Annotated in this window: 32 protein-coding genes; 22 read left to right on the top strand and 10 right to left on the bottom strand. The window is 36.6% G+C overall.

Annotated elements, in window-relative coordinates; all coding sequences use genetic code 11:
* Positions 1-72: 72 nt before the first annotated feature.
* Entirely contained in the window at positions 73-999 is a 927-nt protein-coding gene (locus MKY26_RS20605; RefSeq protein ID WP_095370662.1) for a manganese-dependent inorganic pyrophosphatase, read from the bottom strand.
* A 452-nt stretch (positions 1000-1451) separates the two neighbouring features.
* On the opposite strand from MKY26_RS20605, the gene MKY26_RS20610 reads away from it, so the two are divergent.
* Genes MKY26_RS20610 through MKY26_RS20620 form a run of 3 tightly spaced genes read left to right on the top strand, consistent with a single transcriptional unit; the run spans position 1452 to position 4084 of the window.
* Positions 1452-2198 carry a metallophosphoesterase family protein gene (locus tag MKY26_RS20610; RefSeq protein WP_341098488.1) on the top strand — a complete coding sequence of 249 codons (747 nt, stop codon included), beginning with the start codon at positions 1452-1454 and terminating at the stop codon, positions 2196-2198.
* A gap of 16 nt (positions 2199-2214) precedes the next feature.
* The gene (locus MKY26_RS20615; protein ID WP_341098711.1) at positions 2215-2967 is read left to right on the top strand and encodes a class I SAM-dependent DNA methyltransferase; all 753 of its coding nucleotides are present in this window, start codon (positions 2215-2217) and stop codon (positions 2965-2967) included.
* 4 nt (positions 2968-2971) lie between these two features.
* Positions 2972-4084: an alpha-hydroxy-acid oxidizing protein gene (locus tag MKY26_RS20620; protein WP_341054162.1), complete on the top strand. Its 1113-nt coding sequence runs from the start codon at positions 2972-2974 to the stop codon at positions 4082-4084.
* On the opposite strand, the gene MKY26_RS20625 is transcribed toward MKY26_RS20620, so the two are convergent.
* From MKY26_RS20625 to MKY26_RS20635, 3 genes are all read right to left on the bottom strand, one after another.
* The gene (locus tag MKY26_RS20625) at positions 4064-4873 is read right to left on the bottom strand and encodes a GNAT family N-acetyltransferase (RefSeq protein WP_095370659.1); all 810 of its coding nucleotides are present in this window, start codon (positions 4871-4873) and stop codon (positions 4064-4066) included. The genes MKY26_RS20620 and MKY26_RS20625 overlap by 21 nt on opposite strands.
* An 11-nt stretch (positions 4874-4884) precedes the next feature.
* On the bottom strand, positions 4885-5499 hold the full coding sequence (gene plsY, locus MKY26_RS20630; protein WP_095370658.1) for a glycerol-3-phosphate 1-O-acyltransferase PlsY: 615 nt from the start codon (positions 5497-5499) through the stop codon (positions 4885-4887).
* Positions 5500-6072: 573 nt separating this feature from the next.
* On the bottom strand, positions 6073-6507 hold the full coding sequence (locus MKY26_RS20635; RefSeq protein ID WP_095370657.1) for a cell wall hydrolase: 435 nt from the start codon (positions 6505-6507) through the stop codon (positions 6073-6075).
* A 216-nt stretch (positions 6508-6723) separates the two neighbouring features.
* Between MKY26_RS20635 and MKY26_RS20640 the strand changes: the two genes are divergently transcribed.
* From MKY26_RS20640 to MKY26_RS20690, 11 genes are all read left to right on the top strand, one after another.
* Complete coding sequence (locus MKY26_RS20640; RefSeq protein WP_095370656.1) at positions 6724-7269, top strand: RNA polymerase sigma factor; 546 nt, start codon at positions 6724-6726, stop codon at positions 7267-7269.
* Positions 7266-7727: a hypothetical protein gene (locus tag MKY26_RS20645; protein WP_095370655.1), complete on the top strand. Its 462-nt coding sequence runs from the start codon at positions 7266-7268 to the stop codon at positions 7725-7727. Before MKY26_RS20640 ends, MKY26_RS20645 begins: the two co-directional genes overlap by 4 nt.
* Positions 7724-8791 carry a hypothetical protein gene (locus MKY26_RS20650; protein WP_095370654.1) on the top strand — a complete coding sequence of 356 codons (1068 nt, stop codon included), beginning with the start codon at positions 7724-7726 and terminating at the stop codon, positions 8789-8791. Before MKY26_RS20645 ends, MKY26_RS20650 begins: the two co-directional genes overlap by 4 nt.
* A 7-nt stretch (positions 8792-8798) precedes the next feature.
* Positions 8799-9728, top strand: a complete 930-nt coding sequence (locus MKY26_RS20655) for a hypothetical protein (protein WP_095370653.1) — start codon at positions 8799-8801, stop codon at positions 9726-9728.
* Positions 9729-9824: 96 nt separating this feature from the next.
* Positions 9825-10607 carry a tyrosine-protein phosphatase gene (locus tag MKY26_RS20660; protein WP_095370652.1) on the top strand — a complete coding sequence of 261 codons (783 nt, stop codon included), beginning with the start codon at positions 9825-9827 and terminating at the stop codon, positions 10605-10607.
* A gap of 223 nt (positions 10608-10830) precedes the next feature.
* Entirely contained in the window at positions 10831-11640 is an 810-nt protein-coding gene (locus MKY26_RS20665) for a glycerophosphodiester phosphodiesterase (RefSeq protein ID WP_095370651.1), read from the top strand.
* 126 nt (positions 11641-11766) lie between these two features.
* Positions 11767-12309 (top strand): GNAT family N-acetyltransferase, encoded by a 543-nt coding sequence (locus MKY26_RS20670; RefSeq protein WP_095370650.1) that lies wholly within the window; start codon positions 11767-11769, stop codon positions 12307-12309.
* Entirely contained in the window at positions 12306-12761 is a 456-nt protein-coding gene (locus MKY26_RS20675; protein WP_341098491.1) for a GNAT family N-acetyltransferase, read from the top strand. Before MKY26_RS20670 ends, MKY26_RS20675 begins: the two co-directional genes overlap by 4 nt.
* 4 nt (positions 12762-12765) lie before the next feature.
* Entirely contained in the window at positions 12766-13308 is a 543-nt protein-coding gene (locus MKY26_RS20680) for a histidine phosphatase family protein (RefSeq protein WP_341098492.1), read from the top strand.
* Positions 13309-13314: 6 nt separating this feature from the next.
* A complete protein-coding gene (locus MKY26_RS20685; RefSeq protein ID WP_157733803.1) occupies positions 13315-13479 on the top strand; it encodes a hypothetical protein in 165 nt (54 codons plus the stop codon).
* 10 nt (positions 13480-13489) lie between these two features.
* A complete protein-coding gene (locus MKY26_RS20690; RefSeq protein WP_341049749.1) occupies positions 13490-14095 on the top strand; it encodes a uridine kinase in 606 nt (201 codons plus the stop codon).
* Between the two features lie 413 nt (positions 14096-14508).
* On the opposite strand, the gene MKY26_RS20695 is transcribed toward MKY26_RS20690, so the two are convergent.
* Positions 14509-15006: a hypothetical protein gene (locus tag MKY26_RS20695; RefSeq protein WP_328198871.1), complete on the bottom strand. Its 498-nt coding sequence runs from the start codon at positions 15004-15006 to the stop codon at positions 14509-14511.
* A gap of 342 nt (positions 15007-15348) precedes the next feature.
* Between MKY26_RS20695 and MKY26_RS20700 the strand changes: the two genes are divergently transcribed.
* Both MKY26_RS20700 and MKY26_RS20705 read left to right on the top strand, forming a co-directional pair.
* Complete coding sequence (locus MKY26_RS20700; RefSeq protein ID WP_095370644.1) at positions 15349-15717, top strand: VOC family protein; 369 nt, start codon at positions 15349-15351, stop codon at positions 15715-15717.
* A complete protein-coding gene (locus tag MKY26_RS20705) occupies positions 15714-16259 on the top strand; it encodes a GNAT family N-acetyltransferase (RefSeq protein ID WP_341098493.1) in 546 nt (181 codons plus the stop codon). Before MKY26_RS20700 ends, MKY26_RS20705 begins: the two co-directional genes overlap by 4 nt.
* On the opposite strand, the gene MKY26_RS20710 is transcribed toward MKY26_RS20705, so the two are convergent.
* Positions 16200-17393, bottom strand: coding sequence for an MFS transporter (locus MKY26_RS20710; RefSeq protein ID WP_341098494.1), 1194 nt, complete (start codon positions 17391-17393; stop codon positions 16200-16202). The two genes, MKY26_RS20705 and MKY26_RS20710, sit on opposite strands and share 60 nt — an antisense overlap.
* A 234-nt stretch (positions 17394-17627) precedes the next feature.
* On the opposite strand from MKY26_RS20710, the gene MKY26_RS20715 reads away from it, so the two are divergent.
* The 4 genes from MKY26_RS20715 to MKY26_RS20730 all read left to right on the top strand — a co-directional run bounded on the left by MKY26_RS20715 (position 17628) and on the right by MKY26_RS20730 (position 19468).
* A complete protein-coding gene (locus MKY26_RS20715) occupies positions 17628-18206 on the top strand; it encodes a histidine phosphatase family protein (protein WP_095370641.1) in 579 nt (192 codons plus the stop codon).
* Positions 18196-18651 carry a hypothetical protein gene (locus MKY26_RS20720; RefSeq protein ID WP_341098496.1) on the top strand — a complete coding sequence of 152 codons (456 nt, stop codon included), beginning with the start codon at positions 18196-18198 and terminating at the stop codon, positions 18649-18651. Before MKY26_RS20715 ends, MKY26_RS20720 begins: the two co-directional genes overlap by 11 nt.
* 69 nt (positions 18652-18720) lie before the next feature.
* A complete protein-coding gene (locus MKY26_RS20725; protein WP_341098497.1) occupies positions 18721-19137 on the top strand; it encodes a hypothetical protein in 417 nt (138 codons plus the stop codon).
* 16 nt (positions 19138-19153) lie between these two features.
* Positions 19154-19468, top strand: a complete 315-nt coding sequence (locus MKY26_RS20730; RefSeq protein WP_341098498.1) for a hypothetical protein — start codon at positions 19154-19156, stop codon at positions 19466-19468.
* 5 nt (positions 19469-19473) lie between these two features.
* Here the strand turns inward: MKY26_RS20730 and MKY26_RS20735 are convergent, their stop codons facing one another.
* Complete coding sequence (locus MKY26_RS20735) at positions 19474-20067, bottom strand: hypothetical protein (protein WP_180317013.1); 594 nt, start codon at positions 20065-20067, stop codon at positions 19474-19476.
* Between the two features lie 119 nt (positions 20068-20186).
* Here MKY26_RS20735 and MKY26_RS20740 point away from each other — a divergent pair, with 119 nt between their 5' ends.
* Positions 20187-20483, top strand: a complete 297-nt coding sequence (locus MKY26_RS20740; RefSeq protein WP_095370637.1) for a hypothetical protein — start codon at positions 20187-20189, stop codon at positions 20481-20483.
* Positions 20484-20580: 97 nt separating this feature from the next.
* Here MKY26_RS20740 and MKY26_RS20745 read toward each other — a convergent pair whose 3' ends face one another.
* A complete protein-coding gene (locus MKY26_RS20745; protein ID WP_341098499.1) occupies positions 20581-21792 on the bottom strand; it encodes an MFS transporter in 1212 nt (403 codons plus the stop codon).
* A gap of 289 nt (positions 21793-22081) precedes the next feature.
* Positions 22082-23314, bottom strand: a complete 1233-nt coding sequence (locus tag MKY26_RS20750) for a helix-turn-helix domain-containing protein (RefSeq protein WP_328198865.1) — start codon at positions 23312-23314, stop codon at positions 22082-22084.
* Between the two features lie 209 nt (positions 23315-23523).
* Here MKY26_RS20750 and MKY26_RS20755 point away from each other — a divergent pair, with 209 nt between their 5' ends.
* On the top strand, positions 23524-25542 hold the full coding sequence (locus MKY26_RS20755) for a HelD family protein (RefSeq protein WP_341098713.1): 2019 nt from the start codon (positions 23524-23526) through the stop codon (positions 25540-25542).
* On the opposite strand, the gene MKY26_RS20760 is transcribed toward MKY26_RS20755, so the two are convergent.
* Entirely contained in the window at positions 25534-26256 is a 723-nt protein-coding gene (locus MKY26_RS20760) for a MerR family transcriptional regulator (protein ID WP_341098501.1), read from the bottom strand. The genes MKY26_RS20755 and MKY26_RS20760 overlap by 9 nt on opposite strands.
* Positions 26257-26498 lie beyond the last annotated feature (242 nt).

The following is a 26498-nucleotide window of genomic DNA, read 5'->3' on the forward strand; positions in this document are numbered from 1 at the left end:
CCTTTTTTATACATATATTTTTCCATAAAAAAAGTATCCTCATTTTGCAATGAGGACACTTTTAAAAAAAAATTAAGCTAATACATTTGTTAATGGTGGTACGATTTGTTTCTTACGAGAAACAACACCTTTTAGTAGAGCTTGATTATCTACTAGAATGACTTCAAATGCTTGTTCCACAGCTTTTACTTGAGATCCAAGAGCAATAGCCATTGAATCATTGTTAAGTATATCTGTTAATACAAATAGGAATAAATCTAATTCTTTATCAACAATCGCTGTCATCATTGCGGCTTCTATTTCCGTTTTACGTTTAAGGACATCGTCTAAATCGACAGCGTTTACTTGAGCGATATAAGCTTTGTGTTCACCTAATTGAAATTCTTTCGCATCAAGTGTGATCAATTGATCCACAGTTTTTTCACTTAAATCTGCACCGGCTTTAAGCATTTCCAAACCATATACTTGTGGGTTGACACCAGCAATTTCAGCCAACTCTTGAGCGGCTTTTACATCTTGTTCTGTGCATGTCGGTGATTTGAAAAGTAAAGAGTCAGAAATGATAGCTGAAAGCATCAAACCAGCAATTTCTTTTTTAATCTCTATACCATTCTCTTTATAGATTTTGTTTAAAATGGTTGCTGTACACCCGACTGGTTCTGCACGGTAGTATAGAGGATCGCTTGTTTCAAAGTTGGCAATACGATGATGGTCAATGACTTCAAGAATTTGGACATCACGAATATCATCTGCACTTTGTTGAAATTCGTTATGGTCAACGAGAATGACTTCCTTTACATCGCTAGCTACTTTTTCTACATAGCGCGGTGCCGCTTGCTTGAAATAGTCTAATGCGTATTGTGTTTCTCCGTTAATTTCGCCAAGGCGAACTGGTTCTGCATCCATACCTAATTCTTTTTTGAGGTCTGCATAGGCAATTGCAGAGCAAATCGTATCAGTATCTGGGTTTTTATGACCGAAAATATATACTTTTGACATCGTTCGTCTCCTTGATTAAAAGATTATTCATTGCTATTTTAACATAAATTTTAGCAGTAATCATGGCAAGAACACAATACATTCATGTTTAATTCGGAGAAAAGAAATGGAAGGAAGAGAGGGGGAGTTTTTAGTATTTGCTAAACCCTTTACTGCTCAGTGAAAGAGGAGTAGACTTTTCGTAAATGAATTGTCGTTTGTTGGCAATAGAGAGGTATTGCCCTCCTCGGTGGTAAGTGAGGAAGTGGCAAATGAAAGGATGCGGATCTCTTAAAGGAATCTCAAGTCGCAAAAGAAGTAATCACTGACTTCAGGGAAAGAAGTACAATTGAGATAGTTACTGAAAGAAGAACCGTCCCTCTTGAACAAAGTAGAGTAACCAATTCAACAATAAAACTGCTATTATTTATGGCAAAATACTATAATCAACAAGCACGAAGGAGGAAATGACCATGGCCATTGCAATTATTTCAGATATTCATGGTAATTTGACAGCTTTAGAAGCGGTCCTACATCACATAAAAGAAAGAAAAATAGATAAGATTTTTTGCTTAGGTGATTTAATTGGTAAGGGTCCGAGTGGTTTAGAGGTAGTACATAAAGTAAGAGAAACATGTGATGTGGTACTGCAAGGGAATTGGGATGATTTTATTATAAAGCCAATTGATAGTGAAGAAATCGAGTGGCATCAGAAGCAGCTTGAGGGAGAAGCTATGGACTATTTACAGAGCTTACCCTTCCATTATGATTTTTATATGAGTGGAAAATATATACGACTTTATCATGCTTCAGCAAAAAGTGTTTATCATAGAGTCATCCCAATGAAGGCCATGACCAAAGAGAAAAATGAGATGTTTGAAATAAGTGAATGGATAAAGCCGCTTGAACAAGAGAGGAAGCCTGATGTAATTGGATTCGGAGACATTCATGCTGCGCTCATTGAACCAATTCAACCGCAAAGAACATTATTTAATTGTGGCAGTGTCGGTAATTCATTAGATATTCCACAGGCAACTTTTGCGATTATGCATGGGAATTATCAATCTAAACAAGAAGGTCCCTTCTCAATTGAAATAGTGAGAATTCCTTATGATATTGAAAGAGAAATAAATCAAGCTGAAATAATGGGGATGCCCAATGTTGCAGCCTATGCTCTCGAGCTACGTGAAGCGAGATATCGAGGAGCACCAACAAAATAATAAAGGGAGCGATACAGTGGAATATCGGGGATCATCCGTTTATGAAAATGATGAATTTTTACAAAATTATTTGAAAAGAAGAATGCGTAAAGAAAGCCCTAATGAAATGATAGAAAAACCAGCTTTTTTGAATTTACTAGGTGACATGAGCAATAAAGATGTGCTTGAACTTGGGTGTGGTGCTGCCACTTTAGCAAAAGAGTTGGCACCCTTACTCGGGTCCTATACAGGGATTGATGGTTCGCAAAAAATGTTAGAATTGGCTCTGAAAAACCTCGCAGGCATTCCTAATGTGAAATTAACTCATGCTAGTTTAGAAACATATGACTTTAAAAAAGAAACTTATGATTGTATCTTTTCACAATTAACGCTTCACTATCTTGAAGATTTCAAACAAATTTGCGAGAATATTTATAACAGTTTGCGAACGGGTGGCGAATTTGTCTTTAGTGTACAGCATCCGGTCCTTACAAGTGCTTTCATTAGCGGTGGAGGTAAGCGAGAAAATTGGGTAGTGGATGACTACTTTCTAATTGGTGAGCGGGTAGAGCCGTGGATTGATGAAAAAGTTGTGAAGTATCATCGGACGATCGAACAGTATTTTAAAATATTGCAAGATTGCCAATTTAATATTATGAATCTTAGTGAAGCTACACCAATTCAATCATCATTCTCTTCAGAAAAAGAGTGGAAAAGACGCCAGAGGATCCCACTATTCCTACTCTTCGCATGTGAAAAAGCCGCAAATGAGTTTAACAAAAGGAGATAGACAGATGAATATTGAGGTTCCAGCCGTTTTCCCTGTTTCATATCAAGCATTAGAACAAGAAGCAAAAAAACTTATGTCTAAGGGAGCATATGGATACGTCCGCTCGGCAGCAAGTAATGAGGAAACATTACGAAAGAATACAACAGCCTTCGAAAAATGGTCAATACTACCTCGAATGCTTAGAAATGTAGCAGATATAGATATGAGTGTGACATTAGGAGAGCATACTTATCCATACCCCATTTTTATTGCCCCAGTCGGCATGCAAAAATTGACACATGAAGAAGGTGAATTGGCAACTGCTAGAGCGGCGAAAACAATCGGAGTTCCTTTTATCCAGAGTACAGTCTCTAGCTACTCGATTGAGGAGGTCAAAGCGGCAACAGTAGATAGTCCAAAGTGGTTCCAGCTTTATTGGTCGAGGAATGAAGAGGTTTCATTCAGTATGGTAGAGAGAGCTGAAAGAGCAGGTTATGAAGCGATTGTCGTTACTGTTGATACAATTATGACAGGCTGGAGAGAAACGGATATCGCTACACAATTTTCTCCGCTAAAAGAGGGCTACGGTAAAGCAAATTACGAATCAGATCCAGCCTTTATGCATGCGCTTGGTGAGAAGACTGACCATGAATCTATGATTCAATCTGTTTTAGATAATATTCATTATCCTGAAATGAATTGGTCGCATATTGCAGCATTAGCAAAAAGAACGTCCTTACCTATCTATATTAAAGGTATCCTTCATCCAGAAGATGTACAATGTGCAATAGAGGCAGGCGCATCAGGGCTAATTGTTTCTAATCATGGTGGCAGGCAATTAGATGGAACAGTTGCTGCGCTAGATGCATTGCCTGCGGTTGTTAAAGCAGCTAATCAAAAAGTGCCAGTAGTATTTGATAGTGGTATTCGCCGTGGGACGGATATAGTAAAGGCATTGGCACTAGGCGCAGCAGCTGTATGTATTGGTCGACCATTTGTATATGGTTTAGGTATAGACGGCCAAGTAGGGGTTGAAAAAGTATTAGAAAACTTAATAGAAGAAACGAGAATTACCATGTCCCTAGCTGGCATTGCAAGAGTGAAAGACTTAAATCAGTTAAAATTGATAAGAGAATAATTTTAACCGTGCACTCAGCTCAAATCCAGCTGATTGATATAACTTGATCGCCTGATGATTATCAAGCGATACACATAATGTGATTTTATCTATGTTTTCAAACTGGAAGAGTGTTTCGAGTGCAGCCTCAATGAGCTGTCGCCCTCTTCCTTTTTTTCTTGCTTTAGGACATACAGCAAGGAATTCAATCTGCCCTTCACCAAAGTGTGGTGCAGCTTCGAGATATACATAGCCCTGTAATTGGCCATTTTCTGTCAATAGAAGCAGTTTATGATGCTGATCCAACAGTTTTAGTATCTCTTCGCCTGACAAATAAGTTTGTGGAAAAGTTGCTTCGTGTAGTAGCAGAAAATCGTTGCGATATTGCTCATGATAGCTGTGACAGATGTTTTGGAAAATCCCTCGCTTTGCTGCGAGTATGGCGTGATTTCCTTGGTGAGTGGCATTGATTGATTGTAAAAAATGTAAGGTACTATTATTCTTTTCGTTCACAAAAAACGATAATTGCTGTAGCTTATTTTCATAGGAGTTTACAACTTGGTTCCACAAATCTTTTTTTACCTCATGATTCTTGGCAAAGGGACCCCATACTTCGGCACTCCGGTCAGCTTCATCAATATCTAATCCTATTGCAGCTTCAATTTCACCCTCATATTCATAAGTGATAAAATAAGGCTTTATTTCTTGTATATCATGCAGAATGTCCTCTTCCTTTTCTCCACAATAGCCGATATGATGCTTGTCTAATTGATTTAAATCAGCGATGAACTTGGCTAACTGTTTAGTCATAACAGACCTCCTTAAGCTTGTTTAGGTGGCAGACGGTCATCTTTAATTTTCTTATCATTAATTTTAGGCTCCCTCTGCAGTAAATGGTTGCGAATATTTGAACGGTGTAAATAAATGAGCAACAATAAAAATAGGAAGAAAATCCATTCATTTTTTTGTAGTGGTGAAAGGGTGGCATATAAGAAAAGAGCAACCCCTACAGAAATGGAGCCATAGTAAAGGTATTTTGTGATAGAAACCACGGCAACAAAGGTGATATAGGCAATTAGAAATAACCAGATATTCGCGACCAATAGCACACCAGCAGTAGTAGCAATGGCTTTTCCTCCACGAAAGCCAGCGAAAATAGGGAAGCAATGCCCAACAACTGCAAACAAACCAATAATCAGTGGATCACCACCTGTTTGAAGTAACAGGGGGAGTGAAGCAGCAAGTGCACCTTTACCTATATCAATAATTAAAACAGTAACCCCTGCTCTTTTTCCTAAAACCCGAAGTGTATTCGTTGCGCCGGGATTATTGCTACCATATTCACGAATATCAATGCCAAAGAAAAGTTTACCTACAAGCAAGGCAGTAGGTATCGAGCCAATGAGATAAGATAGTAATAATATAAATAAGTCCATAGCTAAACTCCTTATCAAGAAAATTCTAACATTACTAATTTTACCATATTAGTCTATGCGAAAATATCCTATAAAATAATAAATAAATATTAAAATAATGTCTATCTTTTTCAAAATGAAAGAAACTATTTAGTGTAAAATAACAGTGTGATAGAGTGGATGACAGAAAATTATAAAAATTTTAATCGTCTTAAGAGTTACATCATTCAACTAGACTGTTATAAATCAGGGATTGAATAAGTTCTGCAATATCCTCATGGTAGAGGAATAACAATTAAGTAATCGGCTTCTTCTTGAAAGGGACGTTATGTTTTTTTGTTTCTTAGTAGTTCCGTAAAACGTTTTTTCTCTCCTTGGATGATATCTGCTCTTCGATTACTAATACTATTCGTCTATTTTAAAAAAATGTAGCTTGAACAAAAGTTAAACCCTCGATAAAGACATTGCTTCAATCTACGGGAAAAAATTATTTCCTAAGGGTTATAAATGCCGATTCTTTTGTAAATAAATCACCCCAACTTAAACAAATAACAAAAAAACACCCCTTTTTGGGATGTTCTTTGTTGTTCTCTTTTACACATAAACACTGTCACATGTGTTAGCGATTGGTTCATAATAGCAGTGATTTTTAAACTGGCCAGCAAAAGGTTGATTATACCAAGTAGGCGGGCAGGGAGCATATGGATTGAAATACCAGAGTGCATATTTAGCAGGGTGTTCACGCCAATATTTCAAATTTTTCTCGGCGAGTCTTTTTTCTGTGCTCCTTGCTCTGTTGTAAAAGAGGTTCCCCTTCTGCACGGCTTCGAATGAATAATTACCACCTTGCACATGATAAATGACATCCTCGATTGTTCGAACATCTTTAAAGTCAAGACAGTCAGCGATTGCACGATTAACGATTACATTGCCTACGTATAACATTCCTTGCTTTCCTTCACCCTCAGCTTCGGCTCTCATCATCCTTGCCATTAAATCTACGTCGGAACTTGTATAAGCTACTCTCATGCTGTTCTCACCCCATAGTTAAGAATATGAAGATAAAGTGATATTCATGATTGAAAATGTCTAGAACCCATTATTTTGCAAAATATAAGTATAGTCAAGCAGGCTAATTTTTGCTTGAATAAAGCTAGTGAAAATATTTTTATCTTTTGTGTAGGGGAAAGATGATTGTGTAACGTCTATTATGATGGAAGCTAAAAAGGAAAGGGGGAGAGTGACATTAGCGACCAAGTTCTTATCCAAAAAATATTAGATGGCAACGACCATGCTTTCCGATTACTTGTCGAAAAATATCGCAATGAACTTTTTAAAGTTACGTTTGCGGTATTACGTGATCGGAATGCTGCTGAAGATGCCGCACAAGAAGTGTTTTTGAAAATCTATCACTCTCTCCCCCAATATGAGGATCAAGGTTTTAAAACATGGATGAAACGAATCGCCGTCAATCACGCCATTGATATGAAAAGAAAAAAAGAACGACAGCGTGAAGACATAATGGATGTGATTGATTTTGATAGAAGGGAATCTTCACATGGTAATATTGAAACAAAGTTCCTTAGGAAAGAAACGGTAGAGTTAGTAAGACAACGTATCCATCAATTGCCAGAAGGCTATCGACATGTCATTTATGATTTTTATATAAACGAAAAAACCTATCAACAAATGGCAGATGAGCAAAATGTGCAGGTGAAGACCATCGAAACAAAATTATACCGAGCACGTCAATGGATGAAAAAGCATTGGAAGGAGGACGATTTTTCATGAAACATTACAGTTATGAACAATGGACGAAATATGTGAAGAATGAATTAGATGGTGAAGATAAAATTCTTTATGAGGACCACCTCTATACCTGTGATCAATGCTTGGAGGTCTATCTGACGGCAATTGAGGCAGAGGAACTCCCAGATATTATAGATGGAACAGCTTTTACCGACAACATTATGGCCCAATTGCCAAATGAAAATAATAAACAAGATACAAAGAATGAAAATTTCTCTCGCAAAGCCACAGCGTTCTATAAAAAAACAATTTTTCATTATGGGATAGCGGCAGCGATGACTTTAATACTTATGTCAACGGGCTTTTTCCAAACGCTCACACAATATGCTGGTGATGTGGAGAGTAAACAGTTTAAAGAGGATAAAGCATCTATAACAGAAGGAATTATGGATAAAACATTTGCTTGGATGGATACAAAGAAGGAGGAGGATAAAAAATGAAAAACCCTTTATTGGCATTCTTATTAGGTTTTTTCCCTGGAGGAGGTCTTTTATATTTAGGCGTATTCCTCCGCGGGTTGGCCTATCTAATAGGCGAATTTGCCCTTATTGCCTTTACATTTTTCATGCTTTCGGTTGGGGTAGGAGGCGAAATTATACTTGTTGTCTTTGCTGGTGTCATTCTTTATATTATTAATCTCGTCGATACAGCTATTATGGCTTCAAAGTTGCTAAAGAATAAACAAGACCCGTCCTCTAAAGTCGGAGAGGAACTGGACTATGAACGGTTCCGTACTATTCTTTTATCTTTTATTCCAGGGGTGGGACATTTTCATTTAGGATTAATGAATAGAGGGATTACCTTACTAACGGCTTCACTTGGTTTCTGTATTATGGTTTTGTTTGTCGCTTTTTTAACTGATCGTGGAGAGTTTATGGTCTTTCTTTTACTATTCCCAGTAATTTGGGTATACAGTTTCTTTGATGCGATTCAACAATTAAATAAAAAGCAAAAAGGGGAAGAGCTTGTAGACAGAACTTTATTAGAAGATATAGAAAGAGGAAGAGAAGAGGGCCGGAAAAGTAAAGGGCTTGCTACTTTCTTATCTATTTTCCCGGGAGCAGGTCATTTGTATTTAGGACTACAGCGAAGAGGGATTCAATTAATGGCTGCTTTTCTTTTCTCTATCTATATTTTGGACGTTCTGCGTTTAGGGATTTTCCTGTTTCTCATACCAATTATATGGTTTTATAGTTTTTTCGACGGTTTACAAAAATCCTCACGCTATGGGGAAGAAGAGTTAGAAGATGTACCGATTGTTTCTTATTTTGAAAATCATCAAAAATGGTTAGGTATAGGGTTGGTTGTAGTTGGTTTGTATTACATGACAACAAATGTCTTATTGCCGGCTTTTGCACCAAGTATTATTGAAGTGTTGAATATTGACGTCTGGTATTGGTTTAATCGCTATTTCCAAACAGCTATTGTATGTATCGTTTTAATTGGTGGCGGGTTAAAGCTCTTATCTGGAACAAAAGAAAAGAAAAAAATGAAGAAGGGGTGAAGAAAAAATGAGGACATGGAGAGTAGGAACCTTTTCAATGGGGGCATCACTTTTATTTTTAGGCGTATATTTGCTTCTTTCACAAATATTTAAGCTGGATGTCTCGAGTATACTTATTTCATGGTGGCCGATTATTTTTGTTATTTTAGGCGGCGAAATCTTGCTATTTTTATTCTTCTCAAAACAAGAAAAGCCTTACTTAAAGTATGATATCTTTAGCATTTTCTTTGTGGGTGTGTTAGGAACAGTTGGTATTACCATTGCACTTCTTAGTATGACAGGTATTGTTGATAAAGTGAGTGCCAATATGGACCTTGAACATAGGACAGGTGATTTACCAACATTCGATTTTGCTATGAATAATGATGTGAAAAGAGTCGTTGTTGATTCAGGCTCAACTGGCATAAGTGTGGAAGGATCGACAGGAAAGGAACTGTCTGTATTTGGTACCTACACTGCTACCCAATTAGAGAAAAAACCATTAATTACGGATGTTGAAGATTATATGACAACTACTGTAAAGGGAGATACCTTATACATTGCTTTTAAGGAACTACCACGTGAGTCAATCGCAATGTTTCAAAATTATAGTACTTTGGATCCGACACTCGTGATTCCACAAGATGTGACACTAGAAATTGACGGGAATTATAACGAAATTACGATGAAGCCTCGTCAACTAACAGCAGATTGGGACGTGAATAACAGTTCTGCAGTGAATGTGTACATGAGTAAAAACAGTAATGCCGAGCTTGTTATATCAGATGTTGGTGACCTTAACTCTGAAAAAGAACCAAATAATATCGTTTTTACAGAAAAACAGGATGAATATGATGAACAACAGAGAGTAGAGAAAGCCATGCTTAAGTATGGCGATGGTAAATACACCATTTCAATCAATAATAGTGATTACTTGCAAATAAAAGATAAAGAGTGATTTGAGGAGAAGCCGGCTTACAGTCGGTTTTTTTTGTTTTCTTAAACTTCAAGATGTTAAAATGAATTATTAAAAGCGTAGTTAGGAGAACAATTGATGACGACGATGGAATGGGAACGACTAGAAGGGGTATATAACTTCAGAGATATCGGAGGACTTGTTACGAGCAACGGACTAAGAATGAAATCAGGTCTGCTTTACCGATCAGATGAACTGTCTCGTTTGACTGAAGCGGATATGAATCTTTTTCGAAAGTTGAATATAAAAACAATCTGTGACTTAAGAACGGTGTCAGAAGGAGAATCAAAGCGAGCGAAAATTCATGAAGAACAAAATCTCTCAGTAGTAAAAATTCCTATTCAAGACCCTAGTTGGGAATTGACGCGAAAAGGGATGCTTAAATTTTTACTAACTGGTGCGAGACATATGAACTTTGAAGAGTTGATGCTTAAAATGTATCAGCATATGGCGTTCGGTTGTCAAAGGGAAATTAAACAAATCTTTGATCTGACAGTTGAAAAGGAGCACGCTCCACTGCTTATTCATTGTACAGGAGGTAAAGACCGGACAGGTTTTATGTCATCGTTAATTCAATTAACAGCGGATGTTCCATACGATATGGTCATGAAAGAATACCTCCAATCCAATGAATTGATTGCGCCCAGAATGAAGAAAACCGCAAAAGCACTAAAGATAGCTAGCCTTTTCCGTTTGAAGGAAGCAGATATTCAACCAGTGCTTGAAGTACGAGAAGCTTATCTTGAACAAGCCTATAAAGCCATATTTTCTAAATATGATACAATCGAGGACTATCTTATGAAGGAGTGCTCAGTTGAGAGCGAGGTTATAGAGAAATTAAGAAGAAGGTTATTGGATTGATTAGATGATACGGAGAATGGTGGGAAGATGCCTTTTGGGGTGAAAGACTTCTCCTTTTCTCCGTTCTATGTATTTTTACTTACTCTCTTTGTAAAAAATTATAAGTAAATAAGACTGAATATTTTTACTTTAATATTATATCTTCTATACACCCTTTTTATATTCTCTTCAAGTTCCTCCTTTATCATTTGATTCGAAAGATAAAATAAAGGAGTTGGGGAATTTGAAGAAAGTATTACTTTTCTGTTTACTAGCGACAGTGATTTTTGTGACTTTGCCTTTTGGTGAGGCTGAGGCAAGTAGGAAAGAAAAAGAAATTGCGAACGTAGCGCATCGGGGAGCTTCGGGCTATGCACCAGAAAATACAATCGCAGCATTTGATTTAGCTGTTGCGATGGGTGCAGATTATATTGAGATTGATGTGCAAAGAAGTAAGGATGGCAAGTTAGTCATTTTACATGATACGACAGTCGACCGCACAACTGATGGAACTGGCAAAGTAGGTGACCTCGATTTTAAGGAGTTAAGACAACTAGATGCTGGTAGCTGGAAAGGTGAGGAATTTGCAGGAGAGAAAATTCCTAGTTTCGATGAAGTCCTCGATCGTTATAAAGGAAAAATCGGTATTCTCATTGAACTGAAAGCACCCGAGTTATATCCTGGTATCGAGAAGCAAATGACGAAAGCATTAAAGAAACGGAAGATGGATAAACCGAAAAGAGAAGAAGTGATTGTCCAATCCTTTAACTTCGAATCTATGAAACTGGCAAATAAATTATTACCAAGAATGCCTATTGGCGTATTAACTTCCTCTCCTAACGATGTTAGTGATGAAGCGCTCAAAGCATTTCGAAAATATGCTGATTATTTTAACCCGAGTATCGGTCTTGTGAATGAAGAACTCGTCAAAAAGGTGAGGAAAAACAAAATGAAAATCCAGTCTTGGACTGTTCGTACACCTGAAGCAGCACAATTCTTAAAAGAAATGAAAGTGGATGGCATTATTACTGATTATCCGGATTATGTATATTAAATAGTGGGGCAAGGGCGTTCTCAAACGTCTTTGTCTTTTTTAATTTCCAGAAAAGTAATTTATAGTAAAAATATTTAATGTTACGGTATACTTGAACAAAGTCAAGGAAGAAAGGTGTGATAAGGAATGCTTGCAAATGAACATTTATATTTAAGAAAGATGACTGTGGATGATATACCCATTTATCATAAATGGCGAAATGATTTAGATGTGATGACTTTTACGAGTTTAGATTTAGATAGATATACATATGAAGAAACAAAGGAGTTCATTGAGACAGTCATTCTCGGGGCGACGGATTCTAAATGCTATATCATTGAGGAGAAGAGTCATCAACGTCCAATCGGCATCATCTCATTAGTGAATATAGACATGAAAAATCGTAATGCTGAACTCATTATCGATATTGGTGAAAAAAATGAATGGGGTAAAGGTGTTGGTACGAGCGCCGTTCAAATCCTCTTAGAATATACTTTTATGGAGTTAAATCTTCACCGCCTTTCATTGAGGGTTTTTTCATTAAATAAGAGAGCACACCATGTTTACGAAAAATTAGGATTTATTGAAGAAGGTCGTGTGAGGCAATGTTTATTTAGAGAAGGCAAATGGTTTGATATGATCCATATGGGTCTATTACAGGAGGAATATATGAACAGGAGAACAGTATGAATATAAGGTCGTACAATCAACAAGATAAACAAAGAATCTTGCAATTATCATCTCGTTTGAGTGAGATTTCCTTTCTAGAACACCGTGATTCCGAGCAGATGCAGCAAAAACAATTGGAAATGGCACAGGCCTCCATTGATGAGAATAGTGATAATATATTTGTCGCAGAAGAAGAAGGTGTGTTTTTAGGATATATTGAATGTAAGGGTGAAGAGGATTATTTTTCAAAAGAAAAGCTAGCGTATATATCTGCTATCGCGATCACTGCTGAAGGTGAGGGAAAAGGAGTTGGTAAGCAGTTGATGCGTTTTGCAGAAACTTGGGCACATGAAAGAGGAATCAAAGTCCTCGTTCTAGATGTGTTTTCCGAGAATCAACGTGCCGTCCAATTTTACGAACATATCGGGTATTCGCAAGAAATTGTGAAGATGACAAAAGTAATCGGGGGTTAATAAAGTGAAAGAAATCTATATCGTCAGACATTGCCAAGCAACAGGACAAGCACCTGATGCTGAACTAACCACAACGGGTCAGCAACAAGCAGAAGAGTTAAAGGCATTCCTTCAAGACATGCCAATTGATCGTATCCTCTCTAGTCCATTTTTACGTGCGACACAAACGATCGAACCGTTAGCTGAAAACATCGGCGTTACAGTAGAAGTGGATAAACGTTTATCCGAACGTGTGCTGAGTACAACAAGCTTAGATGATTGGCAAGATAAGTTAAAGGCCACTTTCGATGATGTAGATTTATATTTTGCTGGTGGTGAATCAAGCAGGCAAGCGATGGACCGAATCTCTCAAGTCGTAGAGGAAATACGAAGCAGTGAGGCCGAGCGCACAATAATCGTAGCCCACGGAAATATTATTGCTTTACTACTAAAACAGTATCATGCTTCATTCGGGTTTGACGAATGGAAAGAATTATCGAATCCTGATGTTTATAGATTAAGAGAAAAACCCCGTGGATTTAGTGTAGAGCGGATATGGGTAAGGTGATTCATTTTGTCACATCTACTAGCGATTATTTTTTTAATTCTCTGTTTTTATAGCACGCTCACTTATTTCGAGTATGTCATCAAGAAGGAATTACGAGAAGCGAGACAAATGAAGATAATGGCACTGCTTTCGTTATTTATGACGATTGCTGTTTGGTTTTTGGGTGGTTAGGAGAAGATGTATGACACCAATATTTAAACAAATTTTAATAGAGTTAGAGAAGAGGAACAAGACAGCCCCTTTCATCATAGCCATCGACGGCTTTGGAGGAGCAGGAAAAACCACATTTGCGAAAAAGCTACAGCAATACTTAACACCCAATTACAATGTGAAGCTTTTTCATTTAGACAATGCTATCGAACCTGCAGCTAGGAGGTATGGTACCGGCTATGAAGAATGGTTTGAATACTATTATTTACAGTGGGACATAAAGGAGATAAGTAATCAGTTTTTTACTAGAGTGAAAGAATGTGAGCGCAAAGCCTTTTTTCCTTTTTATGATGAGGGGAAAGACCGGACCATGATGCAATCGTATTCCATTGACTCTTTTGACATTATTCTTATCGAAGGTGTGTTTATTCAGAGAGAAGAGTGGCGACCATTTATTGACTATAGTATATTCTTGCATGTTCCTAAAGATGTCAGACAAATCAGACTTATGGAGAGAGATAATGGCAGTAAGGATTTGTTACTTAAGTATCAGCGGCGTTATTGGCGTGCGGAAGATTATTATTGGACAACGGAGAAACCGCTTGAAGGATCTTCTCAAGTGGTGTTAGAAAATTGAAAATCAAGAAGGTGCAGAATGGAATTTCCTTTCGGAGACGGGATGTCGATTTTTACCTCCAATACCATATACCATTGCAATAATTGTAATTATTTTTTTATTAGTATGTTGGGCAAAAAAACTTGAAACGGAAAAAATTAGAATTTTATTTTATTTTATAATCAGTACTTATGTGCTACCGATTTATACAAGTTCTAGTGAAGAGGGATATTTTCAACTTTTCATACCAATCGGTTTTATCTTTATTCTTCTTCATTTAAAAACATCAAGGAAGTATCATCCCTCGAAATTAAAAGCCAGTATACTAGGTTTCAGTATAGCGGTGTATCAAATGGTGCTTCCATATATATAGCTACCTATTTACTACTGAAGAAGGTTACTCTTTATCAGCAAAGAATAACCTTCTTTCTCATTTATTCCTCAGAAAAAACAAATCTTTCTTTCAGTGGACGTCCTTCATTGCCTTTTTCTGTCCAGGTGATTTCAACTTCAAGTTCTGTTGCTTTTTCAGCTAGGATAAAGTTTGCGAAATTGTATGGGGAGCTATTATTTAATTGTGCGGCAAGCGTATGCTTTTGATCTTCTGAAATTTGCTTGCAATCTAATGCTCCCGGACAACCTTGTAGGGCATACTTTGTTGTGGATTTTGGTTCATTTCGGTACATTGAAATTTCAGCAGTTACGAGGTTGTTCTCTCCCATGTTTTCAACTTTCAAAGACCGTGTATCATAATGACCGAACTTGGATTGCTGTTTTGAATTATCGTCCACACCCTCACTTATTTCCACGGACCAACGTTGAGATGATTGCTCGACGGGTAAGGTGTCGAAGGTAAGGGCACTAACATTTGATACAAGGCCAATATAGATGAAAATGAAAAGTAATATGACCATTCTTCTTTTTTTACGCATATTGAACAGCTCCTTTTGTAATAAGATTCTTTTTATTATGTCGTTAGCTGAAAGGAATATTCTTCTAAAAGTAGAAATATAAAGTTAAATAAAAGAAGGGATACGACTGGTGAATGGTCAGGTTGAGGCAAGCAGGTGTATATGTCAGAATACGTCACGGATGCAACTGTTCGTTCAAAAGGAAATGGTGGAAAGCTAATGCAATTGGCGAAACATGGAGCGGGATATATTTGTCTTGAATCAGCCTAGTCACGAAAAGCAGCTCATCGTTTTTATGAAGAAAAACTGGACTTTCCTAAATGGTGCTATTCTTTCGGAGAAGAATGATAAAGGAGGTAAACTATGATTATAGGGATTCATCATGTACAATTAACGATTCCAAAAGGAGCAGAAGAAAAAGGCAAGCAGTTTTATTGCGAAGTTCTGCAATTAAAGGAGATTGAAAAACCAGCTTCATTGAAAGGGAGAGGTGGTTTTTGGTTACAGGTAGGTGACCGTGCTGTCCATGTTGGCACTGAGAATGGATTTGACAGAACGACTACAAAGGCACATATCGCTTATGAAGTAGATAATCTATCCTTTTGGAAGGAAGTATTATCGCAGCAAAACATTAGTTTAATAGAGGGCGTCCCTATTCCAGGTTTTGACCGCTTTGAATTTAGAGATCCGTTCGGCAATCGTGTAGAAATGATTGAAGAGATTAGAAAATGATGCCGTTGATGACTGAAAGATGTGTATTAACTCCGCTCTCTATGAAGCATCTTCCCACAATGGTGAAATTGTATCGGAATGCCGAGGTCCGGGAGTATCTTGGTGGGATAAGGACAATTGAAGAAGTAAAGGAGCAAATGGAGAATATGTTGATGAACTTATCATCGTCTTATTGGATCGTATCAGATAAGTATACACATCATCACTTAGGATTCATCGCTCTTACCCCCCACCATTGTAAGGCGGATATAGAAGTCTCTTATCAATTTTTCCCCCATTGCTGGGGGAAAGGGTATGCAAGTGAAACCGTTTATGAAGTGTTGATGTATGCCTTTTTTACTCTTAAGGAGCAAAAGGTTGTCGCTGAAACACAAGTAGCTAACAAGCGGTCGTGTCAACTTTTAGAAAAACTTGGTTTCACTATTGATTGTTATATTGATCGTTTTGGAGCAAGGCAAGTGATTTATAAATTAGAAAAAAGCTTAAACTGTAAGGTGTTTGCTAGAAACACGAGCCCCCTTAAAGAAGGAAACAATCGCTAAAAAGATGATGAGCCCAGCGATATAAAGGTAGATGTCCCTAGTTGGTAACGGCAAAGAAGCAAATAAAATCCCTAAAGGCATCGTTATTCTTAAAAAGAGGAGGCGGATGGCACTTAATTCTACTAATTGATCCCCAGGAGCCACTCTTTGGAAAATGGCTACACTCTGTGCGTTGAATAATGGGAATAGTAAGCCGCCGAGTAGCTCGGAAATCAATGCAAAGGTTATGGATGGTGTGAGAGACAATAGCATAAAAGAGAGCCCTCCCCCAAACAACCCGAGATAAAGTGTTACATTGTTCTTAGGCAACTTCGCTAACAAGAATGTCCCTAGTACATATCCAAGTGGAAAAGCAGCGGCAAATAGGGCATACTCCCAGGAAGTGCCGCCTAATTCTTCACGAAAAAATGGAATCTTTATCACCATTGTTGCTCCTACAGCAAACTGCACCGCTGAAGAGAGAAGGGTTAACTTCCATATAGGAGGATAAGAAAAGAAGGTTTGATAGCCCGCTACGAAGGCTGTTAGCCAACTTTTTTTATTTTTGTTAACTGATGACCTTGTTGTTGTGTATGGCAATTGGTGTATTGCAAAAGCGCTGAGAAGAAAGAGCAATGTTGTGAGTAGATAAAGAAAGTGTAGAGGGAAGACGAGTAAGAAAAAAGAAGCGATTCCTGGTGCGATAAAGCTCATTAATCTTATCGTTGCATCGAGCGAACTATTGGCTGAGACAAGCTTGTTATCTTCACAATATACTGGGATTAATGAGAATGAAATACTAGCATAAATGGGTTGCAATATACCAATTGTACATTGGAGAATCACGAGCACTACTATGGTTATATCGTTTATGCCTACTATGCTCCCTAATAGAGGTAAAAGATAGACAGCTGAGCGGAAGAGTTGGATAATATATAACACTTTCTCTTTATTGATATTGTTTAAAAAAGGGGCACTCAAGCTTTGAACAAATAGTGATGGCAGGAAGTAACAAAGCCACATTGTTGCCATCCATTCCTTTGAACCCGTCAGTTCATATAGTAGTAAGCCATTTATAATCCCCCCGATAGCACCACCAAATTCAGAAATTAAATTTCCTAACCATAATATTTTAAATGACCGCGTATGTAACATGAATTGATTCCTTTCCTTATAATGGATAAGTAGATTGTCTATATTCTATATTTTTAGAATTATTTATTCAATATATTTCGAATAAAAAGAAAAGGAATTTGTGTTTACTAAATAGAATATTTTTAAGAAGAGAATGTATCATTTAACTTTTAATGAGAGGCTTTAACTATGCGAATGACCCCTATGAGAAGGTGGACATAGGTAAAGTTAGGCAAGGGAAGAGAAGTGATAAGGATGGAAATTAACTTAATCAGACATGGCGCCTCCATTCATAAAGAGAATAAACGAATAAATGGGCAGCAGTATCGTTCGTGGGTAGAAGCTTATGATGAATCCGGAGTCGAACCAATGGAACAATATCCAGCACTGACAATCGAAAAGATTCAAAAAGCACATACATTGCTGACGAGTGATTTGTTACGTGCGACGGCGACTCTTCATTATTTAGCTGTTAATCAAAGTTATGCAGCTCATGCTCTTTTTCGGGAGGCAGAGCTTCCTCATATTTACTTAAGTAAGTTTATAAGGTTAAAGCCAAAACATTGGACACTCTTTTTAAGAATCGCATGGTTTTTAGGTGCCAAACATAGGTGCGAGTCTTATCGTGAAGCTAAAGAGAGAGCTATTGCCGCGGCTGATTTTCTCATTAATGAAGCGCGAGAAAAAGGATCGGTTTGTTTAGTCGGACATGGCATATTCAATCGCCTCATGGCTAAAGAGTTAGAAAAACGACAGTGGCACGGAATGATTCATCACACGCATTGGAGCTGTAGTACTTATATTTTGCCAAAGGGGGATACAATTGAAGCTTAAATATAGTCGGTTCATTTTCATGATAGTTTTACTTTTCGGATGCACAAAGGAAGACGCTTTTGAAGAATTTAAGAAAGAAATGTTAGCTGAACAATCGTCCTATCAAACTCATGTAGTGGCATATGAAGAAGCGAAGGCAGATAATCAAGCAGAAGAGATGTTAAAGGAACTAGAAATTTTATATACAGAGGCAACGAAGCTATCAAGTTTATACAGCCAATATCCGCCACCTGAAAATCTAACTGAAAGTATGTTATCCGTATTTGAAGGGGCGAGTGCCGACCTCTCTACAGCTTTCTCATTAAAGGCGGAGGTACATCAATTAGAGAAAGAAGTTTTAGAAACGGGATTAGATCAACAGGATGACATCAACCGATTAAAGACGGAAGCCAATGAGTTTGAACAATCAGGATTGAAAAAGCTTAATCGAATCGCAAGTTCATAATGGTAAAATTCATATAGTTTTCAAAATTATGTTATAATTAATGGGACCAATTGAATGAGAGGTGGCAATATGTTTCGACGAAAATTGATTGCGGCTTCCATTACAAGCGTGCTTTATCCACTAACCTTAACTCTCATTTCTACAGTAGGAGATCATTCCTATTTCATAGAATTTCTTGGGTTTGTTATGATGTATAGTCTTCCAGTCATTTATATCTATGGAATAGCGACTTCCCTCGTTAGTGATTGGCTTGCCAGTTTACTTGCTAAAAAGAAAAATAAGATAGTTATCTTCCTTACCTTTCTCTTCCATACTATATTTGGACTCGTTCTCCTACATATTAGTTTAATTGCCGCATGGTTGTTTTTTGTTATCGATCGTTTGTTAAAAAGGAAGCAGGAAAACTATCAAACGAAGACAGCGCTTTTAAGTTTTCTTTTACCGATATGCTTTTTTATATTCTTTCTAGTGTTGATCAGGATTTAATGAAAGGGGAGGTTAAATGGGCGCAAGATCACAGGAACAGCAGGTAATCGTATATGGTAAAAAAGAAATCACAATAAGGTTTGTTTTAAATATTTATGGCATTTTCGTTATTTTAGGTTTTATTTTAACGATATTTACCTCTCCCATTTCATTGAACGAGCAATTACAATTTGTTTATCATACAGAACATTTATTGAAAGAAGAAAAGGTTATCCAACTCATTATATTTTTGGTAATGGGTGCTGTGATTTATTTTCCGGCGACTAATATTTTTTATCATCAACTAAGTAAACGTGAAGAAAACAGTGAGATAGATTCAGCCTCAGCTTAAAGAAATTATTTAGGCTGGGTATGGTCACTATGTTCTTTTTCATCTCGATCCCTATTCTCCATTGTTTCTTCTTGTTCATCGGTGTAAGCTCGTTGCTCATTACTTTGGCTATTTTTCTGTCTTAAATAATCGGAGCGCTCACCGTAATAAATGAGGTCAAAAATTGCCCGACCGTTAGTAGGTTGCCCATCTGGCAAATAAACAGGGACAATATCAAAAAATACATAATAAAAGCAATAAAAGATAAATGTTTGCCAGAAAATATTATTTGGTAAGATCCCTTCTAATACAAGCGAATTAGCAATAATCGCGCAACCACCTGTCGTTAAAATAGGAGAAGCATATATGAACCCGTGCCAAAAGCGCCCGCTCGGATTTAATTCTTCATACTCCATCCAGCTATTCATAAAGAAGTATCTTCTCACTTCAATAGTAGGTATTTTAAATAATACCGGCCCACTTCCAATCACTAGTTTCTTTTCTTTGCTCCCTAAAATGGTCGCTGCTAGGTAATACCCAAACTCTCGAACGATTGTTGTTAAAGGCAAAATGATAATGGCAGATAATAAAAGTCTAAGCCAATCAAAAAGGTCAAACACGATATATGCACACTCCCTAGCAAAAATATATAGTTTCTATTTAGGCTCATTTATCATGAATTAAACTTTTTCCTATACATTTTTTAAAAAAATAGATAGAAGGTAGGAGGTCACATAGGTTGGTGGAGATCATTCTTGCTGTATTCCTTTGTAGTATTTTAGTGGTCATTGGTGTATTAATTCAACGTAAGGGTAGTGTCAGTTTTATCGCTGGTTATAAAGAGGGAAGAGTAAGGAATGAAAAGAAGCTAGCCAATCGAGTCGGGCTGACTATTATCTTGTTTGCAGTGGAGTGTTTTTTACTTATTTTGATTCACTTATTACTATTTCCGGTAAATGGTTTATACATTGGGATATTGGCGGTTGTTCATTTATTTGTTGTCTTTGCTTTATTTGTACAAGCGGTTATGGTTTAAAATAATTATTAAATTTTGGTCAAATCTCTCGTTCTATTACAGTTAAAAAAAGAAGAAAACCTCCCTTACGATTAATGGGAAGTTTTCATTTCATCATTTACGTTTGTTTCACATTTCCTTTAACAAAAACCTGTTGATTAACTTTTATTAAAATATTTATCACGGCCATTAAAGCGGCAGATAGGAGAAAAACAAGCTGAACATTGAATGTTTCAGCGAGCCATCCCATCAGTAAAGAGGAAAGGGCGAAAATACCTGTGCCCAAAGCGCCTAGTGCGGCGTAGACCTTTGATAACTGTGTAAGTGACACACTCGTTTGAATCATTGTATGTTGCGGTATGCCTTTTATTTGCATAGAAGCACCAAATGAAAAGGCAAGGATAAGTGCAAGAACGGGTAGCGTATTAAAAGCGAATAAGAAAGTACTAAAAAACGCTCCGATGGCCCCGAGCATAAACACCTTTCTTATTTTGTTTTCTACTAGTTTTGCATACTTCATACAATACAGACTGCCGAGAATGAGCCCAAGGAAAAAAGCGCCATTTATCCAGCCCCACCATTGATGGTCGGCTTGTAGCCTTTCACTCACAAATACATAGAGAATAGCAGCGATCCATACTGTAGCAGCGATGGAATCAAGCCCTTCAATATAGGCCATTTTTCGCAATATCGGTGTTCGATACAGGATGTGCCAACCTTCTTTCATTTCGGCAAACGGAGACGGTTGTTTTTCGTTTGAGCTTTGTACGCTGTTTAAAAAAGAAAGTAAACAACTAGATAAGAAGAATAAACCAATCACTACCCACAATAAGTTGTTGTTGCCAATACGAATGAGCAACAAACTACTGATGAACCACATGCCAGCTTGAATGATTTGTGTAATCGTATCGAAAAACCCATTTGCTTTCACTAATTGTTCACTATTAACATAATGAGGAATCAATGTTTGGCTAATCGGATTCGCACAGCCATCGAGCAACCCGATGCCAGCAATGAGTAAAAAGACAATGATAAACGGTACAGCAACCATTTCAGTTACAAGTAGGGTGAGTAGGATAATAATGATCGTTTTCCCAACTTGTGAAAAGGTGAGTAGCCATTTTAAGTTCCAACGATTCATCGCAAGCGGTGAAAGTAAACTTGATAGAAACATAGCTGATGTTATCGTAAAAGGGACAAATGCTGTATAAAAGCTTGACCCTGTCCATTGATATATCATACTAATGATTGATGTAATATAAAGAATATCCCCCATATTCGCAAGAGACTGCCCGGATACTAATAAAGCAAAATTTTTGTTTCGAAACATGATTATTTCCCCCAAGTTTGTTCGTCTATAGTTGGATTTTTAGGGGTAAATCAAATTGGATTATTCAAGAATGCTTCAAACTCCTTTCGAACAATAGAAAGATAATGGGGGGCTCACTTTCTACAAATTTATCTATATGGAATAGAAGTGTTGTATATTTTTATCTTTTTAGGTATTCGTTTAAAATACTTCATTTTCCTTTGTTTATTAAAACTTTCAATCTCTTGCTTGTCGCGCAGCTTGATAAGATACCAGGGGATGAAACTTTTTATATAGTGCCAGTTGTAAATTATATAAGCTGAACAGCTTCTCCTAATAATTCACTTGTTAACTGAGGGGAAGAATTCATTTGATTCATCTCGACTAGTTCCTTCAAAGATGATTTCATTAAGGCAAAGTGTTGATGTTCTTTGAAATATGGGAATGCCTTTTCTGCTAAGTATAGTTGGTATTTGTCTTGTTCATCTTCTAATTTATACTCCAATAATTTAAAAAGGTGTATAAAGACTTCTTCTTCTAGTTCTAGTGCTATTCTTTGTCCTTCGATAATATTTTTTCTTAAGGTTTTTTTACTACTTAAATGGCCTTCAACTGCAACGAGAATATAATTGAAAAGTCGATGAATGTAGACTTTACCTTTTTTATTACATAGGCGTATAGACTCCTTCAGGTATTGATAAGCTTCATTATATTCATTTCTTTTGAGAAGCGTGTTTCCAAGATTGTTCAGTAACATCCCTTTTTTGTCATTATCATTAATTAATTCACACGCATAAATTAATCGGTTATACATAGGTTTCACATCGACATAAGGATCTTCAGATATGTGTAATAACAACAAGGACTCCGCCTTAATTGCATCAGCGTAATTATTGATTTCTTTAAAGTATTTTAATGCCTTTTCTGCATACATGTATGCCATTACTTGTCTGCCTACATATTGATAACCAAGTGCTAAATGATAATAGAATTCCTCATTTGGGTAATAGGCAATCTGGATTTTATTGAAAATAGCGATGGCTTCATAATGATCATCTTTTTTAGAAGAATAGCGGATGAGATGCCATCCTTTCATATGAAGTAAAAAGTTTTTTTCATAAGGATTCATCCATGCTTCTACCTTGTCTAAAGAACCTAAGAGGGCATCGATCTCCTTCTTCTCCTCCTTTACGAACCAATATCGTAACATTACCAGTTGATAAAAATAGGCATACTTAGTAGATAGTAAGTATGGTATATTATTTAAAATTCTTCGGTAAGACTCTACCTGTTTAATCTTATTCAAAATCAAAGCTTCATTGAAAGAATGCAATGTTTTTTCGATTTCCTCGAACTTTTCACTTTCTTTTTGTAAATCAATTTGTAACTTTTGCGAAAACAATTGAATAATTTCTAATGAATAATCTGTTTTACCATTCTCAATTTTACTCACATGTGTTGCGGTACAAATACCGTCACCTAATTGTGATTGAGTCATACCTTCTTTTTCTCTATAAAATTTAATAATATGGCCTACTGACAATGGTACTTACCCCCTAGATCTATTTAATTATTAATGTATACAATTGTAATATAGATTTATTGAATTGGTATATTATTTTTAATACTCTGTAATTATTTCTCTCGCTATTCTTCTTAAGACCGAAATAAAAATACAACCCTCCACTTAAACACCAGCGAGAATCTATTTGTTATAGTTGGTGATACACTTGAAAAGGAGGGAATTTTGTGATGGAGACAAGCGAATTTATTTATCTTGAAAAAACTATAAATGAATTAACAAAGGCCTATAAAAAGCTTTCATCAAACATTATTGATCAAGACCACAATTTTAAGGAATTACAAAAATATATGGTTGAATATAAAAATGAACTCGATAAATTCCAGGTGTATGACTACCAGCAAACTTTAAGTATGATAGACAAACATGGGTTCGCACGAGTGGTGGAACGTGAGCAGGTAAGAAAGCTTATAGAATCCCCATACTTCGGACGATTTGATTTTTTATATCATGGTGACCATCCTAGTGAGGCAGAGACGTTTTATATTGGGCGCTTCGGTTTTGCCGATGAAGAAGGCACACAAATTATCTATGATTGGCGCGCCCCTATTTGTAATATGTACTATGAATTTGAAATCGGTGAGGCCTATTATATTGCGATGGATCAGCAGTTTGACGGAGAACTTATTAAGAAACGTCAGATTAAAATAGAAAATTCTAAACTCCAATATGTGCTTGATAGCTCATTAACAATACAAGATCAAGTTCTACAGCAAACATTAAATCAGCATACAAATGATAAGATGAGAACAATCGTCACTTCGATTCAACGAGAACAAAATAAAATAGTAAGGAATGAATCAGCGTATAATGTCATCATTCAAGGAGTTGCTGGTTCTGGAAAAACAGCTGTTGCTTTGCACCGCATAGCTTATTATTTATATAAATTCCGTGATACGTTACGAGCAGAACGTATTTTTATTTTGTCGCCGAACAAAGTATTCGGTGACTATATCTCTACCGTCTTACCCGAGCTAGGTGAAGAGCCAATTCGCTCCTTTACATTGGACGAGCTTACGGAAAACTTATTACCAGCTGGTGTAACTTTTAGATCATTTGAGGGAGAAACAAAAGAGATTCTATCGAATCCAAATGGGGAGCTGGCTTTACGTGCAAAAATGAAAGGGAATTATTCATTTGTTCAAAAGCTTCAATCCTTTTTATTTAACTTAGACTCAAGGCTTCTTAAAAACGAAAATATCTCCATTGCTGGTGTAGTGCTACAAGCTGATTATTTACAAGGGCGCTTCCTTCAATATCGAAGTGAGCCGATTGTTACACGTTTAGAACTTATGGCAGATGATATCATTCAAGCGCTTAAATCTAAGTGGGATAGAGAAGGGAAAATACCGAATAAAAGTGAAATCATAAAGCGTCTGAAAAAACGACTCTTGTTTTCTTCACCGTTAGAGATTTATCGTTCTTTTATCGAAACACAGGGGCAAAACTCTTTTAAGTTTTCGAAAAAACATTTTGAATTTAATGATGTATACCCTTATCTATTTGTACAGTTTTATTTTAAAGGTATCAAGCAGTATGAGCTCGTACAGCATTTTGTACTAGATGAAATGCAAGATTATACACCAATCCAATATGCTGTACTTTCTAAAGTGTTTACGTGTAAGCGAACAATCATTGGTGATTTTAGTCAGGCTATCTTACCATATGAAACGATATCAAAAGAGGCATTTGAAGCCATGTTTAATAATCTAGAATATGTAGAATTAACAACCAGCTATCGGTCATCATATGAAATTGCATTGTATGCAAAAAAATTCATGCATAATGGGGAAATTCATCCAATTGCAAGACACGGGGAAGAACCAAAAGAATGTATGTATTTAACATTTGAACAGATGCTGAAACAGATTCATGAAATTGCGATGAATGATTATCGAACTACGGCCATTATCTGTAAGGGGGAGAAAGACTTACAGATCTTGCAGGAACGTTTAAACATACCATTTACAGTACTGGATGGCCAAACGGGAAAGTTTGAAACAGGTCTAGTTTTAACGACGATTCAGTATGCGAAAGGTCTTGAATTTGATGTTGTTATCGTACCTTTTGTAAATGAAACCAATTATAGAACCGAATTTGATCGTGGGCTAATGTATATAGCCTCAACAAGAGCAATGCATGAATTAACCGTATTGGTAGATAAAGAAGCACCATCACCATTATTGTAGTTCTGTTAAGATAGCGATGATTGTTTTCAGATCATCCATCGCTATCTTTAATTGATTCATTAAATCGTCTGTTACATGAAAAAAATCCGAAGAAAAGTTGGGCGTTTGTAAAATTTGCAGGATATCTGTGTTTTTTTTCGATTGTTCCATTTCTTGAAATAAATTTGCAATGCTAGTAATCGAGAAATGTGCGCTGCGTAACGCGCGTATTACAAGTAATTTTTGAATATCACGATCTGTATAAATTCTTCGATTTTGCGTATTTCTTTTAATAGTATACAAATGATTCCGTTCCCAATTCCGTAATGTTTCTTCCGTTAACTGAAGCATAGAAGCAACGGACTTGTGGGAGTAAGTTTCACCTGTAATCGATTTGTTTTGTAATAAATTTTTCACCGTCTCAATTGCTTTTAAAGCAAACTCATATTCTGTTTGCAAATAGGTTAAATAGGATTCTGCTGCTCGTAAACTATCCTTGAACTGTTCGCGGCCACTAAGTCTAACAATTTCTGTTGCCTTTTTGCGAAGGTTATTCTGTATAAATTCTTGTTTAAAAGCAAGTCTAGAGATTTCCATTTGCTTAAGATGAAGTTCAGAATAAACTCTGTAACCATTTGGTTTTCTTGGTACAGGCGAAATAAACTGCCATTCTTCATAAAGTCGTACTGTATTTGGATGGACCTTAGATAATTTAGCAATTTCACTAGTGTTCATAAAAAAAGCCACCTTACTAACTGAAGATAGAATGTAATGAAAAAAAGCCCACGAATAATTAAGGTTTATCATATCAACATGGTTAAAGCAAATGATAAAAATAGCTAGATATCCGAAAAAGGTTTCTATCTCTAGCCTTTCAATGTCATACTCTAATTGGTACAACTTGATTTTCTCCTAATTATTCTATAATAAATGATGAGGATTCTTGTAGCGAACTGTTTGCAAGAGACGTATACGCA

The sequence above is a fragment of the Cytobacillus sp. FSL R7-0680 genome, from assembly GCF_038009245.1.
GTDB classification, from domain to species: domain Bacteria; phylum Bacillota; class Bacilli; order Bacillales; family Cytobacillaceae; genus Cytobacillus; species Cytobacillus kochii.

Bases quoted from the DNA above. Each gene is read 5' to 3' on its own strand.
- MKY26_RS20605 (WP_095370662.1), bottom strand. From the start codon at position 999: ATGTCAAAAGTATATATTTTCGGTCATAAAAACCCAGATACTGATACG.
- MKY26_RS20610 (WP_341098488.1), top strand. From the start codon at position 1,452: ATGGCCATTGCAATTATTTCAGATATTCATGGTAATTTGACAGCTTTA.
- MKY26_RS20620 (WP_341054162.1), top strand. From the start codon at position 2,972: ATGAATATTGAGGTTCCAGCCGTTTTCCCTGTTTCATATCAAGCATTA.
- MKY26_RS20625 (WP_095370659.1), bottom strand. From the start codon at position 4,873: ATGACTAAACAGTTAGCCAAGTTCATCGCTGATTTAAATCAATTAGAC.
- plsY (WP_095370658.1), bottom strand. From the start codon at position 5,499: ATGGACTTATTTATATTATTACTATCTTATCTCATTGGCTCGATACCT.
- MKY26_RS20635 (WP_095370657.1), bottom strand. From the start codon at position 6,507: ATGAGAGTAGCTTATACAAGTTCCGACGTAGATTTAATGGCAAGGATG.
- MKY26_RS20645 (WP_095370655.1), top strand. From the start codon at position 7,266: ATGAAACATTACAGTTATGAACAATGGACGAAATATGTGAAGAATGAA.
- MKY26_RS20650 (WP_095370654.1), top strand. From the start codon at position 7,724: ATGAAAAACCCTTTATTGGCATTCTTATTAGGTTTTTTCCCTGGAGGA.
- MKY26_RS20655 (WP_095370653.1), top strand. From the start codon at position 8,799: ATGAGGACATGGAGAGTAGGAACCTTTTCAATGGGGGCATCACTTTTA.
- MKY26_RS20660 (WP_095370652.1), top strand. From the start codon at position 9,825: ATGACGACGATGGAATGGGAACGACTAGAAGGGGTATATAACTTCAGA.
- MKY26_RS20670 (WP_095370650.1), top strand. From the start codon at position 11,767: ATGCTTGCAAATGAACATTTATATTTAAGAAAGATGACTGTGGATGAT.
- MKY26_RS20675 (WP_341098491.1), top strand. From the start codon at position 12,306: ATGAATATAAGGTCGTACAATCAACAAGATAAACAAAGAATCTTGCAA.
- MKY26_RS20690 (WP_341049749.1), top strand. From the start codon at position 13,490: ATGACACCAATATTTAAACAAATTTTAATAGAGTTAGAGAAGAGGAAC.
- MKY26_RS20695 (WP_328198871.1), bottom strand. From the start codon at position 15,006: ATGCGTAAAAAAAGAAGAATGGTCATATTACTTTTCATTTTCATCTAT.
- MKY26_RS20700 (WP_095370644.1), top strand. From the start codon at position 15,349: ATGATTATAGGGATTCATCATGTACAATTAACGATTCCAAAAGGAGCA.
- MKY26_RS20705 (WP_341098493.1), top strand. From the start codon at position 15,714: ATGATGCCGTTGATGACTGAAAGATGTGTATTAACTCCGCTCTCTATG.
- MKY26_RS20710 (WP_341098494.1), bottom strand. From the start codon at position 17,393: ATGTTACATACGCGGTCATTTAAAATATTATGGTTAGGAAATTTAATT.
- MKY26_RS20715 (WP_095370641.1), top strand. From the start codon at position 17,628: ATGGAAATTAACTTAATCAGACATGGCGCCTCCATTCATAAAGAGAAT.
- MKY26_RS20725 (WP_341098497.1), top strand. From the start codon at position 18,721: ATGTTTCGACGAAAATTGATTGCGGCTTCCATTACAAGCGTGCTTTAT.
- MKY26_RS20730 (WP_341098498.1), top strand. From the start codon at position 19,154: ATGGGCGCAAGATCACAGGAACAGCAGGTAATCGTATATGGTAAAAAA.
- MKY26_RS20745 (WP_341098499.1), bottom strand. From the start codon at position 21,792: ATGTTTCGAAACAAAAATTTTGCTTTATTAGTATCCGGGCAGTCTCTT.
- MKY26_RS20755 (WP_341098713.1), top strand. From the start codon at position 23,524: ATGGAGACAAGCGAATTTATTTATCTTGAAAAAACTATAAATGAATTA.
- MKY26_RS20760 (WP_341098501.1), bottom strand. From the start codon at position 26,256: ATGAACACTAGTGAAATTGCTAAATTATCTAAGGTCCATCCAAATACA.